The following is a 15,995-nucleotide window of genomic DNA, read 5'->3' as shown; positions in this document are numbered from 1 at the left end:
AATTATATGTCTGGCTTGATCAGATCTAGTATTTGATTGAACAGAAATTCGTTAGCTAAAGCTGTAAGAGCGTTGGCTAAAGATTCATGACGATCGCGAATTTGCTCAATTTGAGTGAGAATTAACTCTAGATCGCACTCAATTGTAGCTTGTTCTAAGGACATCAGCCAATCCGCAGGCAAACCCGCCAGAGCTTCAGGAGTCAAAGCTTCGGTTTGATTTGATTCCTGTGTATTATGAGGTTCATCGTAAATGTAACGCACTCCTAGATGTTTGTGAAGGGCGTCAAAGATTTCTGATTCTCGAAACGGTTTGCGGATAAAGTCATCGTAATCATCTGAGAGAACCATGGTTCGCCCTTTCTCCGCAGTGCTAGCACTCACCGCCACAATGGCGGTAGCTTGACCTTTAACGTTAGCTTTAATACGTTTTGTCGCCTCATACCCATCCATGATGGGCATCCGCATATCCATGAAGATTAAGTGGGGTTCAAAACTCGACCATACTTCAATGGCTTCTATGCCATTACTAGCTTCTTGAAGTTCAAACTCAAAACGGTTGAGCATTTTGACTAGGAGTTGGCGCAAATCTGCTCGATCGTCCACAATCAGAATACGATAAGTGGGCTGGTTGGGTTCCAGACCAATGACTTGACGAGATAGCTGTTTGGGTTTAACGGTACTAGCATCAACAACGGTTACTGGGATATCGAAGGTGAAAGTAGTACCGCATCCGACTTGACTGCGCACTGCAATTTGACCCCCCATGAGTTTGATAAACTGTTGGCTAATCGCCAATCCTAAACCCGTTCCCTGCTGGTAAGATGCCCCTGTTTGGGTTTGTACAAAGGCTTGAAACAGTTTGTCTAGCTCATCAGGAGCCATACCACAGCCAGTGTCTTCTATTTCAAAATGTAATTGGTGATTGGGCAACCCCCCCCTGGCCCCCCCCAAGGGGGGATGGGGAATGGGTGATGGAGAATTGGGTGATGGGGAATTGGGCAACCCCCCCCTGGCCCCCCCACCCCCCCCTGCCCCCCCCAAGGGGGGAATGGATGATGGGGGAATGGGTGATGGGGGAATGGGTGATGGGGGAATGGGTGATGGGGAATTGGGTGATGGGGAATTGGGCAACCCGCTACCTCCCTCTCGCTCCCCCTTGGGGGGGAATGGGGGAAGGAATTGCTGATTTTCATTGCTGAAAACTGAACTTATTCTGAGGGAAATTCCTCCTTCTTTTGTAAACTTCATGGCGTTAGAAAGCAGATTAATTAAAACTTGGCGCAACTTGACTTCATCAGCTCTTAGGTATGGGGGGACATTGCTAGAACAGTCAAAGATTAACTGCAATTGTTTTTCCTGAGCCTGGAGTTGGAACATCTCTTCAACTTCGTTCAACAAGCTCTTTAATTCAAACTCTATGGGATTCAGGGTAATGCGCCCTACTTCTATTTTTGCTAAATCTAATACTTGATTAATCAGAGTCAGCAGGTGTTCTCCGCTGCGGTTGATGATGCGGAGATTTTCTTGATCTTGGAGATTGAGATTGGTAGAGTGTTGCATCAATTGGGAGAAGCCAAGAATGGCGTTGAGCGGTGTACGCAATTCGTGACTCATATTTGCCAAAAAAGTGCTTTTTGCCCGGTTAGCGGCTTCTGCTGCGACGGCGGCTTCTTGGAGTTGTATTGCCTGTTTTTGAGTAGCTTCGAGTAATTGAGCTTGTTGCAGAGCAACTCCAAGTTGAGTGCTAATTTGCAGTGCAATATGGATTTCTGCTTTGCGCCAAGTGCGGGGCATGGAATTTTGATAACTGGCGAGTAAACCCCAAATTTGACTGCCACAAAAGATGGGAACAATTAAATAGGCTCTGGCTTGAAACCGCTCTAAAAGTTCGAGGTAACAAGGAGTAAACCCAGCTTGGTAAATATCTTCTGTTGTGCGGTAAAGAAGGCCTTGACTGTACAAACTGTCTTTATTTTGTTGTATGTAGGTATCGAGGACTTTTTCGCCATAGGGTTGGAGAGTTTTTGCTTGACAACTAGGGTCGGTGATGATATTTCCCGAAAAATTAGCAGTTTCCGATCGCTCAAGCAGAGGTATCCACTCCTTCCCCACAGACTCGGCAACAAATTCCCCACTCCAATCAGGATTAAAGCGATAGATAGCAACACGATCGCATTTGAGGATTTCTCGCAGTTCAGAGGTGGTGGTATTAAAGATCGTGTCAATATCTAAGGAATGGCGCATTCGTTCGATGGAGCGAGCGAGGGCTTGTTCCCGTTCTATGCTATCTTGTAAGGCTTCTTCTGCCTGTTTGCGATCGCTAATATCCAAGACAGTACCAAACAAACGGACTAACTGCCCTTTTTCATCAAAAACAGGTTCGCCTCTGACTTCAATATAAGAGATTGACCCATCTTTTTGAAGCAGCCGCAAATCTGTTTCAAAGGCTAGTCCAGTGAGAGCTTTTTTATTAACCAGTTTGAGATAGCGATGGCGATCTTGAGGATGAATAACTTTCACTAATTCATCCAATTCTAGTGGGGGTTGACTGGGGTCAATTCTGTGAATGCGATAAAGTTCTTCACTCCAAATAGTTGTTTTTGTGGCGAAATCGTATTCCCAAGTGCCAATATGAGCAATCTTTTGAGCTTCCAGCAGGTTAGCTTCGACTCGTTTGCGATCGCTAATGTCACGAGCCACCCACACCACAGAACGATTTGGGAGTGGCGAAATACTAGCTGAAAACCAAACTTCTTGCTGATTAAGGCGTAGACTATAATCAAAATTAACAGTTTTTTGGGTAGCCAACGCCTCTAGAACTTTAGCAAACCAAACATCTTCGTTTTCTTCTTGAAAAAAATTGAGCACTATTAAATAAAACTCATTCATATCGCAGGCGTAAAAGCTAGTCGCCTTCGTCGGTATAATTTGTAAATTTTTTTGTTCATCCAGAATCAGTACAATATCGGCAATGGAGTCGAAGATTGTATTAATTTGCTGAGTAGAACTATCCAGTTTACCTTCTAGTAATTGACGGTCTCTCATTTCAGTTTGTAATTGTTCGTGAGTACGAGCTAATGCTGTGCTACGTTCAATGACTTCGGCTTCTAGAGTCCGATTGTAGTCACTCAATATTTTTTCACTTTGTTTGCGTTCACTAATATCAGTAAAAGCGACGATCGCATAGCTGATATGTCCTGGTTCATCAAAAATTGGTCGAGCACGTACCTCAAAGGAAGTAATATTTCCATCTCGATGAATTTCTATATCATCAAGACATACTGTTTCGCCCTTTAGCGCTCGTATAACTGGTAGTTGTTCCTGGGGATATAGCTGGTTTTGACGATATATTTGATAAGCTTGGGCAAGATTTTCGGTAGTGCTATCGGGGATAGTTACGATACCGAGGGCATCCTTGGCTATTTGATTGAGATATATACATTTGCCCGTGGCATCATGGATAGCTACCCCCACAGGCATACCTTCAATAAATTGTTTGAGTTGGCTCTCACTCAGCCCTAAAGCTTGATTTACAGAGTCGAGCTCTGCAAAAGAATTTTGCATTTTGGATGTCATTATATTGAAGGAATTTGCTAGTTCTGTCACGCCATCGTTAGCATCCATTGGTCAAATTTTCTCCGCTTGCATTTTGGTAATATGTTGAGAATAATTATATATGCAAAATCTAGATGGATTTTGTCATCCATCTAGAGCAGTTACACGGAGAAAATTCAGTTATATCGTTTCCGGCTGCATCGGAATGATTTAACCGCAGAGAACACTCTTGACACAGAGGGAGAGAATAGAGATCTGAATCATTCAGATGCTACCGGATTTGATATTAAAGGCAGACCCTGGTAACAACTAAGCTAGTGAAAATCGTTTTCGTTCAAACCTGCTAATTTGGCTAAAACTGCTACGAATTGAGCTGGTTCGATGGGTTTGGTTAAGTGTTCGTCATAGCCGGCGGCGATCGCCTTGGCGCGGTCTTCTTCCCTAGCATAGGCTGTCAGGGCGATAGCTGGCAAGCGCTTGGTGAGAGCAGATGGGGACGATCGAATTTTGCGGATCAGAGAGTAACCATCCTCGATCGGCATACCGATGTCACTCACCAAAATATCCGGCTGGAACTTGCCTAAAATCTCGATCGCCTCCGCCGCGGAACCAGCAGCGATCGCCACGGAACCCGACTCCGAAAGCATCACAGTCAAAAGTTCGCGATTGTCAGGTTCATCATCAACCACCAAAACCTTCAAACCCGCCAGAATTCCAGGAGGCAAAAACCCGGAATTCCTGTCCCCTCTCAACTGTGACTTCTGACTTTTCGGCTGTTTTAGTGGCAGTTTCACCGTAAATGTAGCACCTAGATCTAGACCGGGACTTTCTGCTGTGACACTCCCGCCGTGGAGTTCCACCAAGTGGCGGACAATGGCCAATCCCAGTCCCAAACCATTATTAGCCCTAGTAATTGAGCCGTCAGCTTGGCGGAAGCGATCGAACACATAGGGCAGAAACTCAGCAGAAATGCCCTTTCCGGTGTCGCTGACTTGAATTTGCAGGTAATTAGTCAGGGGTAGCGGCGAATTCGTGGCAACTTCGCCGTACTCTGTCAAATTCGGAATCCAACCTCCCAACTCCCTGGACAAACGCAATACCACTGTGCCCCCCGACGGTGTAAAGTTCACGGCATTGGTCAGCAAATTCGATATTATTTGCTGCAACCTGTGAGGATCTCCCCAGATCAATCCCAGTGCGGGGTCAAGTTGTGAGTTGAGGGTGACAGACTTGGCCTGGGCGTCAAAACTGACTAAATTCATCGCCACGTCGATCGTCTTGACTATATCCAACCAGCCAGTTTTCAGAGACAACTTACCTTGAATGATCCGGGAAACGTCGAGCAAATCTTCCACCAAATGGGTCTGTACCCTTCCCTGACGCTCGATCGCTTCCAGGGCACGGCTTAAGGTGGCTGCATTATAGGGGCGACTGCGAAGCACCTGAGCCCAGCCCAAAATCGCATTTAAAGGAGTCCTCAGTTCGTGGGAAAGAGTCGCTAAAAACTCGTCTTTGAGGCGGTTGATGGCTTCGGCTTCGGCCCGGGCGGCCCGTTCGCGTTGCAGTAATTCGGTGCGTTCTGCCTCGGCTTGTTTGCGATCGCTGATATCAGCGACGATCGACATACAATTAATATTGCCCTTGCCATCATGTATGGGAGTTGCCCACAAACCAATATCGATCAGTGTACCGTCTTTCCTTTGGCGCTTAGTTTCCACTCCGGCGATCGCATTTCCTTCCCGAATACCTTTCAACTTAGCGGTAAATTCGTCCCGTTTATTGGCAGGAACATTGGGCAAAAAGTGACCAAGTGCCTCTGATTCCTTCCAACCAAAAATTCTTTCTGCCGCTGGATTCCACAGTGTTACCACACCATCTTCGGAGTTGAAAACGGTAATTGCCAGAGGACAGGCTTGAACCAAGGCTTCTAAAGTTTGATTGATTGCCGATCGCGCTGCTTCTGCTTGTTTGCGATCGCTAATGTCGAGAACAAAGAACGAACCTTTGTCTTGGCATCCTTGGAAATGTGCCGCGCCGATCAAAACTGGCAAGCGCGTGCCATCTTTGCGGATGTAGAATTTTTCAAAAGGTGTGCAACTCCCGAATGCTGAGATTTGCTCCAAGGCTATGCGATCGAGATCGGCCTGTTCCGGTGGCGTAATTTGCGACCAATACAGGTTTCCCAAAACCAAGTCTTCCCTGCTATATCCCAGCATATTTAGCAAGGCATCATTAGCTTCAGTAATTGCGCCTTCTCTATCCCAAAAACCGATACCGATCATGTTTGATTCTACGACACTGCGGAACCGTATTTCGCTTTCTCGCAAAGCTATTTCTGTCTGTTTAGCTACCGTAATATCTGTCAGAATTAGGCCAGCTCCTATGGTTTCTCCATTTTCATTTTTCACTGGATAGTAATTACCTACCCAATGGCCAAAAACACCCATTTCTCCCTTAGATTCACCGCTAATTTCGACGTTCAAAATTGGCTCACCAGTATCTATAACCTGCTGAATTATCCAGGCATATTGGGCTGCGGATTCTGGCAACAGTTGGCGGAAGTCTTGACCCAAATGTTGTTCGGCTGACAAACCGTTGAGTTCTGCTAAGACTTGATTGATGCGGATGTAGCGCATTTCGCGATCCAAAAAACAAATCCCCAAAGGAGATGCTTCCAATAGCGAGTCAATTAAGGCAAAGGATTCGGATGTTTGAGCCAGTGCTTGCTGGGCTTCTGCATAAAGTCTGGCATTATCAAGACCTAGGGCGACGTGGTAAGCTAGGTCTTCTAGCATGGCTAAATCTGCCGAATTGTAGTGGCGATCGGACTCAGATGTAAAGCAAGTAATAGCACCGATGACTCGTCCCCGCGCCGTCATCGGTACGCAAGCTTGGGAGCCGATATTGAGCGAGCGTAATACTTCTAGTTCTGCTTCATTTCCAGATACTGTTGCTAAGATTTCTGGATTTAACTCACTAATTAATTCAGATGTTCCCGTGCGAATTACTAAGGGATAACCATGTAAAACATGATTATCAATATTTCCCACCGTCAACAAATTCCTCCGATCTAGCCTGGATGCTTCTGCGTGAGCAACAGCGACTAGGCGAACTTGGTCATCGGTTTCCCTCAGATGAATCCAGCAACCCTGTGCTACCATTTCCACGGCTAATTCGGCGATATTTTGCAACACAGTTTCGCCATCAAAGCTCGCTGCGAGCATTTTGCTGACTTCTGCTAAAAAGCGCGATCGTTGTTGTTCTATTTCCGCTTTTTCCCTAGCCCCTTGTTCTATAGTCAGTTGCGCTTTTTGAACTTCTGCAACTTTCAATTCGGTGATATCTCGCGCTACAATTAAGGCATATTGAATTACACCTGCTTTGTCAAATTCAGGAACTACGCGAGATTGATAAGTTCTGATGCCCTTGGCTGAAGGTGCTTGAAATTCAATGATTGCTTCTTTACCAGATGCAAAAACTTTGTGAACAGTTGTTTCCCAGAGTTGGCACACTTCTGGATCTATGCCGATTTCGGCACTGGTTTTACCAATAAAAAATGAAACCGGTTGTCCTTGGCTGTTGGCTACTGCTTGATTGACATAGACATAACGCAGTTGTTTGTCAGTACGGATAATGATATCTGGCGTATTTTCTAACAGTGTTCTCAGTTGCTGTTCGCTGCTGGATAAAGCTGCTTGTGTTTGTTGACGTTCTGTGACATCTCGAACAGTCCCAACGTGTCCCATCAATTCCCCAGAGTCAGAAAACATGGGGGAGCAACTAACATTAATCCAAGGGCAAATTTCCTCGGATATTTGCAGGCGATATTCCATCGCATATTCTCCACCTTCGCGGGTATAATTATGCCACTGAGTCAACACTAGCTCCCTGTCTTCTGGGTGAATGTAATTTTGCCAGCTATCGCCTAAAATTTCTTCAAAAGTCATGTCATAAATAGCCTGACATCGGGGGTTTACATAGGTAGTGCGACCCTGAATATCCGCCATAAAAATCCCCATCGGCGAACAGGAACTTAAAGAGCGAAATCGTTCTTCTTGAGCTTGCAGCGCTTCCTTCGCTACTGTCAATTCTGCCGTTCGCTGTTTGACTCTAGTTTCTAGCTCACTGTAGGATAAAGCTAAGGCCATTTCTGCCATGCGACAGTCAGTAATATCGACACCAGTTGCGATGACATATTCTACCAAGCCGTTGCCATCAACAATGACTGTATTTGACCAATTAATTAAGCGCCTCTCACCAGTTTTTGTGAGCCAATAATTAGTATATTTACTAACCAAATCTTCGGTCTTTAGTTGATTAAAAATATTTTTAACTTGCTCTAATTCTTCGGAAACCAAGAATAAATCCCAAACAAATTTATTTTTGACCTCAGCAAAGGAGTAGCCTGTGGTTTTTTCGCAAACTTCGTTAAAACGGACGATCCGTCCTTCCTTGTCAAGAACTACAATCAAACAGGCGGCTATGTTAATGACTTTGGCAATAATATCTCGTTCTGTTTGTAGTTCTTTTTCTGTGGACTTGAGACCAGCATACCAAGTCGCGACCATTGCAGTGACCAAAAATAAGATCGCAGAAGTTGCCTTAAATGCAAACAGTAACAAAATAGTCAGCAGTAACGCCGTGCTGGTGGCAAATCCAGCAATTTTGTAAGGTTTAATGGGTAAAGGTAGTACCTGAAGCGGACTCATTTTGGTTGACCTATAGCGAGGGCGCTAAATTATTGACTACTTAAAAAGATATTAATAATTGTTTTTTTTATCTAGCAAATCATAATTTTGGGCGACTTGCCATCATCCCTGAGACAGATTTGAAGAAGTCGGTTGTTTGTTGCTACATCCCCGTCGGGGTCTCTCCCCATCTGCCCATCTGCCCATCTACCCATCGGCGCCTCTCTTTGTTATGATGAACAGACAAATAAGCTGATTTTTGGGGACTAACTGAGCGTGAATCACAAGCTGGCAAAAACGATCGGGTTATTTTTGGCAGCAGCAATCATGTTCGGATTCATGGGTTATACACTTCAAAATCCAAATTCTGCGAGTAACTCAGGGATCTCGATCGGCTTTCCCAATTTTACCATCGCCAACCCCAGTGCGATCGACAATACAGGCGATCGGATTTATCTCAACGGCACCTGGCAATTTGTCCCCGCCCTTGGCAATTCCCAAAATCCCCCCTCATCCCCAAGCTGGGGCTCCATCCAGGTACCCGGAGACTGGATGGAAGAAAACAGCGAAGTCATACCAGGAATCATCTCTCGTGGCACTGGCAAAGAGTGGGAAAACTTCAAAAACAAACAACTATCAAAAGCCTGGTATCAGCGGACAATAGACATTCCCAGTGACTGGACAAACCGCCGAATTTTTATCGATTTAGCCAGAGTCAGCACCGATGCAGTCATCTTTATCAACGGTATTAACTGCGGTCAAATTGATTGGCCCTACGGCACTATTGAAATTACTAAAGTAGCCAAACCAGGTCAAAATACGATATCGATTTTAGTCGCTGCTATCTCCGAAGAAAAAGAGAAAGTAGTGATTATGGGACCGAGTGAAATCTACACCAAAGAATCCAACCTCTTCTCGCGAGGAATCATCGGTGAAGTCAGAATTTTTAGCAGACCCCCAGGTCCGTTAATTAGCGATGTCTTTGTTCAAACTTCCACCCGAAACCACCAAATTAAATTAGATATAGAACTCAAAGATATTAAACAAAACGGTCAAATTCAGTTAGTAGCTCAAATGTTCGATGAAAAGGGCCAAGTCGAACAAAAATTTACCGGAACAGCCCAAGTTAAAGCTAAACCAACTCAAACCGTAAACATCCAGTGGGACTGGAAAAACCCTCGGATTTGGGACCTTGGTCAACCAAACCTTTATAACCTGCAATTAGAAGTAACAGGAACTGGCATTAATACGCAGTACAACCAACCTTTTGGCTTCCGAGAATTTTGGATAGAAGGGCGTAAATTTTTCTTAAATGGAACAGAATTACGGCTGCGACCAACCTTACATTCCGATACATGGGAAGGTGGCAGTGTCATCGGAGCCCAAAAATTAATTGAGGGCTACCTTAAAGCCGGTTTTAATATCATAGAAATGTGGCCTTGGGATCATGACGAACGGGGACGGTGGCATTTCCGAGAACTGTTTTCGGAAATAGCAGACATCAAAGGTTTTCCCATTATGGCTCCCGCTTTAGATATTACTTCCATAGGTTGGAACGGCCAGTGGAAAAACCACCAAACAAGAGAACGCTGGGAAGGACGAATGGCGACGGAAATGAGACGATATCGCAATCATCCCTCAGTCTTAATGTGGGCAACCAGTCCTAATTTTTTTGGCAACAATGACGACCAAAATCCTCGTCGCATAGGTAATAAAAAAGTAACAGGAACCCTGGGAACCATTGATGACAAACGTTTGCGGGAGAACACACCTTTGGCAAAGGATCTGTATTCTGCTATCAAAAAAGTAGATCCAACTAGACCTGTGATGTTACATCAAGGTGCAAACTTTGGCGATGTTTATGCGCTTAATTCTTATTTAAATATGATTCCATTGCAAGAAAGAGAAGAGTGGATTTCTGAGTGGAGCAAAACTGGAGAAATGCCCTACATGGTGGTGGAATTTGGGACTCCACTACAAGCAACCATGATGCGAAATCGCGATGGTTTCGATAGCGTTATTGTCAGCGAACCTTGGATGACAGAGTTTGCAGCGATTTATTTTGGTAAACAGGCTTATGAGTTAGAAAGTCAGAGTTATAAAAATAAAATTAGAGAAAAATTTATTAAGGCCCAGGAGTATCAAAACTGGTATCTGAATCCAGAGTTAGATTTTGCACCGGCTTTTCAAAAGTTGCAGCAGTTATTTAGTACAAATACTTGGCGCAGTTGGCGGACTTTTGGGATGTCTGGGGGGATGATTCCTTGGAGTGATGGCCATGGTTGGCAAGTTTCGGATGTTGGTAAAACTAAGGTAGATGTTGGAGAATTTCAACCGGGACAGCGGGGGGTCTATTTGAAGCAGATGTCGAAGAGTCTGCTGTATTATTTGCAGCCAGAATCTTACAATATTTATCCTGGTGGCGAGGCAATTATGAAGAATAATAGTCCCACTTTGGCTTGGATTGCTGGTGCTAGTCCCGCTTTTGTCACCAAAGACCACAGTTTTTTTGCTGGGGGAAAACTGGCTAAGCAAATAGTATTAATTAACGATACTAGGAGTCAACAAAATTTTAGTTTTAATTGGCAAGTTTTGGTGGATGGGAAAGAGGTGAAAAAAGGCGATAAACAGGGAACTATTGACACCGCAGGTACGCTGTTTTTCCCCATTGATGTGATTTTACCTCAGAAGGTTTCGGGCAAGGTTGATGGCGAAATTCGCCTGAGTACGAGGGTGGGCGATCGCCCCCACGTTGATAATTTTTCGTTCCGGGTATTTGACAATCCAAGCAAAATCAAGGATAAGCTGACAATCTTCGATCCTGTGGGCAAAACATCGGCGATGTTAAAACAATTAGGTTATGAACTTGTGCCTTGGAATGGTAATGTCGGGGTAACCACGGGAGGGGCAACCACGGGGGGATTGCCCCTACTAATTATTGGTAGGGAAGCATTTTCTAGCGGGCAAAATTTGCCTGGAAATTTAGAAAATTTTGTGCGGAATGGTGGTAAGGTAATTGTGTTTTCCCAAAGCAGGGAATGGCTGCGAAATATGGGTTTGCGGATTGCACAACACATCAGCCGTCGAGTTTATCCAATTAATAGCAACCACCAGGCAGTTAGCGGTTTGGACGAGGCTGATTTGCGGGATTGGATAGGACAAAGCACTTTGATTGAAGCTTATCCAGATACTGTTCATACGGTCGGAAAATTGAGCGAGAAAAATTCACATTGGTATGGCTGGCATTGGGGAAATTATGGGGGTGTCAGCAGCGCTTCTATTGAGAAGCCTCACCGCACTTCTTGGCGACCAATTTTGGAGTCGGAGTTTGATTTAGCTTATTCGCCGTTGATGGAATTGGATTATGGAAAAGGGCGATTGATTTTAAATGAGTTGGATTTGGAAGACCATTTTGCTGCGGATGCTGGGGCGGCGCAATTAGTCCAGAAGCTTGTGAGTTATGGGATGAATTCTATTGTTTCTGGGAAGCCGGATAAAGTGGTTTTAATTGGGGGAGATCGGGATAGGAAGAAGTTGGATGATTTGGGGGTAATTTATCAGCGGGCTAATGGGCTTTCTCCAGATGTTGGTTTGGCGATTATCGGGGTCGAGGCCAATGTGAAAGATGCTGATTTGCGGGGTTATTTGAATGCTGGCGGCAAGGTGTTTTTCTTGCCGCGAAAAGTGCCTGTTGCTGGTTTGGGTGTGGGTTTGCAGCCTGTTCAAAATTTCGGTGGTTCGCTGGCGGTTCCGAGTTGGGATGAGGTGAAGGGGGTTAGTGGTTCGGATTTGCGATCGCGCTCTTTTTATGATAGTTGGTTGATTAAGTCTGGGGGAGAAATTGGTGCTGACGGTTTGTTAAGTCGGGTTGCTGTAGGTAAGGGTGTGGCGATTTTTTCTCAGATTGACCCGGATGGTTTGAATGCTGATACTAAGACTTATTTGCGTTTTACTCGCTGGCGACAAACTCGCGCGAATGCTCAGATTTTGGCTAATTTGGGGGCGAGTTTTAAGGAGGATGGGGTGGTGTTTAAGGGTTCGAGTAATCAGTTTTATCACTCGGATTATAGGACTGATTTTGAGAATGGGGATAATCCTTATCGCTATTATCGATGGTAAGATTTTTTAACCGCAGAGGGCGCAGAGGGCGCAGAGGAAGAGAGGAGAGAGATGAATATTTTAGTCCTGGACGCATTTCGACCAAAGAAACCGGGTTTTTTACTAAATCTGTGGTTTGTAACGAAGTATTTTCATAAAAAACCCGGTTTCTGGAGTCCCATGCGTAATATCATGTCCGGTCAATTGACCATGATTCCTGTAGGGGCGGGTTCACCAACAATATTTGCCAAAAACCGACAATCTCAAAAACCCGCCCCCGCCTATGTATTATGCTTAATACTGTTAAATATCAAAGGTCAAAGTGACGCCGGAAGCGGGGGTCTAGTTTGTCGGTTTTCTTTTGGTTGCAGGTGCGGCATAGGGTTTGCAGGTTGCTGATGTCGTTGCTGCCGCCGCGGGCTAGGGGGATGATATGGTCGATCGAGAGTTGGGTTTCTTGTTTGGTTTGGCCGCAGCTTTGGCACTGGTATTTATTGCGGGTGAATACATATTTTCTGACTTCTGGGGGAATGGGGATTCTAGGGGTTTTAGTCATCTTGTTTGGCTAACTCTCTTTCGGCATTTTTTGACGCAAATCATCGAGGGGAGAAACGACTTTAGTATCTGCTGATTTTCCACTTTCGGTAATTTCTGCAACTTCCAGTTGTTCCGGCTCAAACTCTAAAGTAATTCTCACTTTTCCTCTTTGCCAACTCTTAGCACCTGGTTTAAGTATTTTACAATCTATTCCTTCTCTAAACCACATTTCTTTTAATTCTGTCCATCCACCTTGATCTTTTATTAGAGTCAGCATCGCTGCAAGAAACTCACTGATTGTAAAGGTGCGGTTGGTGACTAAAATTTCACCCGAATATAGAGACACAACATCGTCACGTTTCAGTGAATCAAAATTCTCACTCATTTTATTGTCCGGTTTGGGTTATTGTAATTATAGTTGTTTTTGGTTGTATCGGGATGATTTAACCACAGAGGACGCAGAGAACACAGAGAGATCGGAGAGAAATGAATAATTCCGATGCTAAATGTTTTCAACCCGCGCAGGCGGGTTTTGTCTGTGTAGACGCGATTCCCAATCGCCGGAATTTCGATCGCTCAAATTGCAATCATTCGCCATCCACCGAAACACCATCATTTTGTCCAATTACAGGCAACAAATGCTCGTGCAACTTCATCGCCTGCAAACAGCTATTAATCCCCGAAACAGCCCGATCGTACTTTTCCATCTTTTCTTCATTCTCCCCTTGCAGCCGCTGATTCCTAGCAATCTTCTCCTCCGCTTCCTGGGCTAAAGTTTGCTCTACATAATCGCGGGCTTGACTGTATTTCTGCAAAATATCATCCGCTTGCTTTTGGGCCATCGGTAACAAATGATCTTTCAGGGTTTTATTAACTGTTTGGCGGAAGGTTTGGCGGATGGTTTTCGATACTTTTGGCTCGAAATCTAGGCGCAATAATTGCCGAATTGCTGGTTGGGCATCTACCATGTTTTCGCAGTCGTAACCTTGGGATGTTTGCTGCAATGTTTGCCGGAATTGATAAATGGAAAACGTGTCTTCGTCGTAAAAACGGGGACTTTCTCGCACGTAGCGATCGCACTCAACGCCGGCCGCATTCACCAAAGCATCAGAAACCTGCTTTGACAACTCCTCTAACTGCTGTTCAATTCCCCCGTCATTCCCCAACAATCGATAAAGTAATCGATAATATTCAGACTTGCGCACGCTGTCTTTCAAATACTGGAAAAAATTAGCAACCAATGAAGCAGTAGACTCTACTAAAATATCTTCTAACTGATTGGCTAAATAGTAAAGCGCCTCAACTAAAACAGCAATTAAAGGTGCTGTAGCATTGCGGGGATGAGCAATCACAGTGCGCCCGTAAGCCGCCTCAACGGAAAAACTATCTAATAATTCATCTAAGCGCCGAATCATGCGAGATTGCAGTTGCCGAAAATCGTTATCAAAAATATCGCATTTATTCATAATCATTTCATTGATTTCTGTGGCGATATGTTCCCGAAAATCCTGTCCTACTTGCTGCAATTCTTGATTTAACCGCAGAAGTTCCTGTGCTTTCATCGCCTCAATTTCGCGGGGCTGACTGTCCAAATTCCGCTGGATTGTTTGGTAGTGTTTCCGCAGTTGAATGCACAAGTCTTCTAAATCGTCGGCGAGGTTTTTGAACAGTTGCGGGCGTTTTTCTTCGGTGAGGTAGCGGGTAATTCCCCTGCGAAAATCTTCGATGCCGCTATCTTGAATTAATTGCTCGATTAATGGTCTTCCTTGTTCGGCAAGAATCCGCACGTAGTTTTCGTTCGGTGTTTCGTAGCTGTTAACTGAAATCCGAAATTGGCTGGGAGATAACTTGCCAGAATTGGCACAGTAGCGGTTAAATTCGCTGATAAATTGTGGAGTTTCTTCGCTATTCTCGCTACCATTACCCGTATTGTAGGGGCGGGTTTTACCGATCGACTCTGAATCTAAGTTACTATCTACATCAACCCGCCCTCTTTCGGCAAATATTGTATTTAAGCCAAAGCGATCGCGCGTTGTGGTATTTTTAATCAAACTCCCGTAAAATCCCAACAATCCGCTAGTTTTGTAAACTCTGGTAGTATCGCGAAAGTCGGAATTAATCAGATTTTCTAAGCGCTGTCGCAGTTGGGTGTTGTACCAAGTTTCGTCGATGCGGTTGAAAATGTAAAAAAGGCGATCGCGAATTCCCGGATTTCCCTTGGTTTTTTCCATCAACTCGGTTTCTTCCGTCGTCATTTCCCCTGACGAAGCTGCTTTTAAAACGCAGACAACTGCCGAAGTATCCGGGCTTTCAATTTTATTATAAGTCAATTCTGCATCTCGTTGTACAGGCGCATCAATTCCCGGCGTATCGATAATTATATTGCCATCTTGCAGCAGGGGATGATAACAATAATATTCGACGCGCTTGAGCACCGCACTGTTGCTACCGCGGCGAGCATAGCTAGCAGCTTCCTTGAGATTGGAAAAGTTAAACTGTTCCATCGAGTAGGTGGCGTTTTCGAGGGTGTGAATGCGATCGCGATTGGCTTCAAAACCTTCTAACAGCAGCATCAAAGCCTTGGCTTGTTTGGCTAATTCCGATTTGTTTTCGCCGCCTTCTTTTTCAATAATTATTTTACAACCCTGAGACAAAAGTGGCACTACATCTGTTTGATTAATATTAAGTTCAGTAGTTAACCCTAATTTTTCACAAAGAGCATAGGCTTGCTCTCGAATTTCCACTTCGCTCAAAAATGTGAGAACTACTCGCTCTTTGTCTGGCTCAGCAAAGGCGATATAACATTCAGTACCTGTGGCGTGTCCTTCTGCACTGTAGAGCAATTCTCGCTCTAATAAAGCATTAATCAACATGGATTTTCCAGCACTGAAAGCACCCGCAAATACAATTTCAAATTCGGGAGCAATTGCTTTTTTCAAAGAAGCTTGCACTGCTGTAATATCTTGTTGTCGCAAAGAGGATTCTTGACGCAGCAGTTGCAATAAAGACTCTACGTGTTCTTGTAGATTTTGGCATTGAGGCGAATTTTGAGTCATTGTGGCAGAAGGCTCCTGATTATCTCATGATTATCTGAGTGTTAATTATCCGCTAGTTC

The 15,995-nt window shown here is 44.6% G+C and carries 6 protein-coding genes; 1 reads left to right on the top strand and 5 read right to left on the bottom strand.

Annotated features, from left to right (window positions below; translation table 11 throughout):
* Window positions 1-2: 2 nt before the first annotated feature.
* Together ACBR23_RS10970 and ACBR23_RS10965 are read right to left on the bottom strand one after the other, a co-directional pair.
* On the bottom strand, window positions 3-3,626 hold the full coding sequence (locus tag ACBR23_RS10970; protein ID WP_371119523.1) for an ATP-binding protein: 3,624 nt from the start codon (window positions 3,624-3,626) through the stop codon (window positions 3-5).
* A gap of 245 nt (window positions 3,627-3,871) precedes the next feature.
* On the bottom strand, window positions 3,872-8,266 hold the full coding sequence (locus tag ACBR23_RS10965) for a PAS domain S-box protein (RefSeq protein ID WP_371119524.1): 4,395 nt from the start codon (window positions 8,264-8,266) through the stop codon (window positions 3,872-3,874).
* 255 nt (window positions 8,267-8,521) lie between these two features.
* Between ACBR23_RS10965 and ACBR23_RS10960 the strand changes: the two genes are divergently transcribed.
* Window positions 8,522-12,364, top strand: coding sequence for a glycoside hydrolase family 2 protein (locus tag ACBR23_RS10960; protein WP_371119525.1), 3,843 nt, complete (start codon window positions 8,522-8,524; stop codon window positions 12,362-12,364).
* A gap of 289 nt (window positions 12,365-12,653) precedes the next feature.
* Here the strand turns inward: ACBR23_RS10960 and ACBR23_RS10955 are convergent, their stop codons facing one another.
* The 3 genes from ACBR23_RS10955 to ACBR23_RS10945 form a co-directional block, all read right to left on the bottom strand.
* Window positions 12,654-12,899, bottom strand: a complete 246-nt coding sequence (locus ACBR23_RS10955) for an HNH endonuclease (RefSeq protein WP_341731118.1) — start codon at window positions 12,897-12,899, stop codon at window positions 12,654-12,656.
* Between the two features lie 9 nt (window positions 12,900-12,908).
* A complete protein-coding gene (locus ACBR23_RS10950; protein WP_371114939.1) occupies window positions 12,909-13,265 on the bottom strand; it encodes a KGK domain-containing protein in 357 nt (118 codons plus the stop codon).
* Window positions 13,266-13,467: 202 nt separating this feature from the next.
* Window positions 13,468-15,936, bottom strand: coding sequence for a dynamin family protein (locus ACBR23_RS10945; protein ID WP_371119526.1), 2,469 nt, complete (start codon window positions 15,934-15,936; stop codon window positions 13,468-13,470).
* Between the last annotated feature and the right edge of the window lie 59 nt (window positions 15,937-15,995).

Source organism: Microcoleus sp., from assembly GCF_041354475.1.
Taxonomy (GTDB): Bacteria; Cyanobacteriota; Cyanobacteriia; order Cyanobacteriales; family Microcoleaceae; genus Microcoleus.
This window is presented reverse-complemented; position numbering and strand designations above follow the sequence as displayed.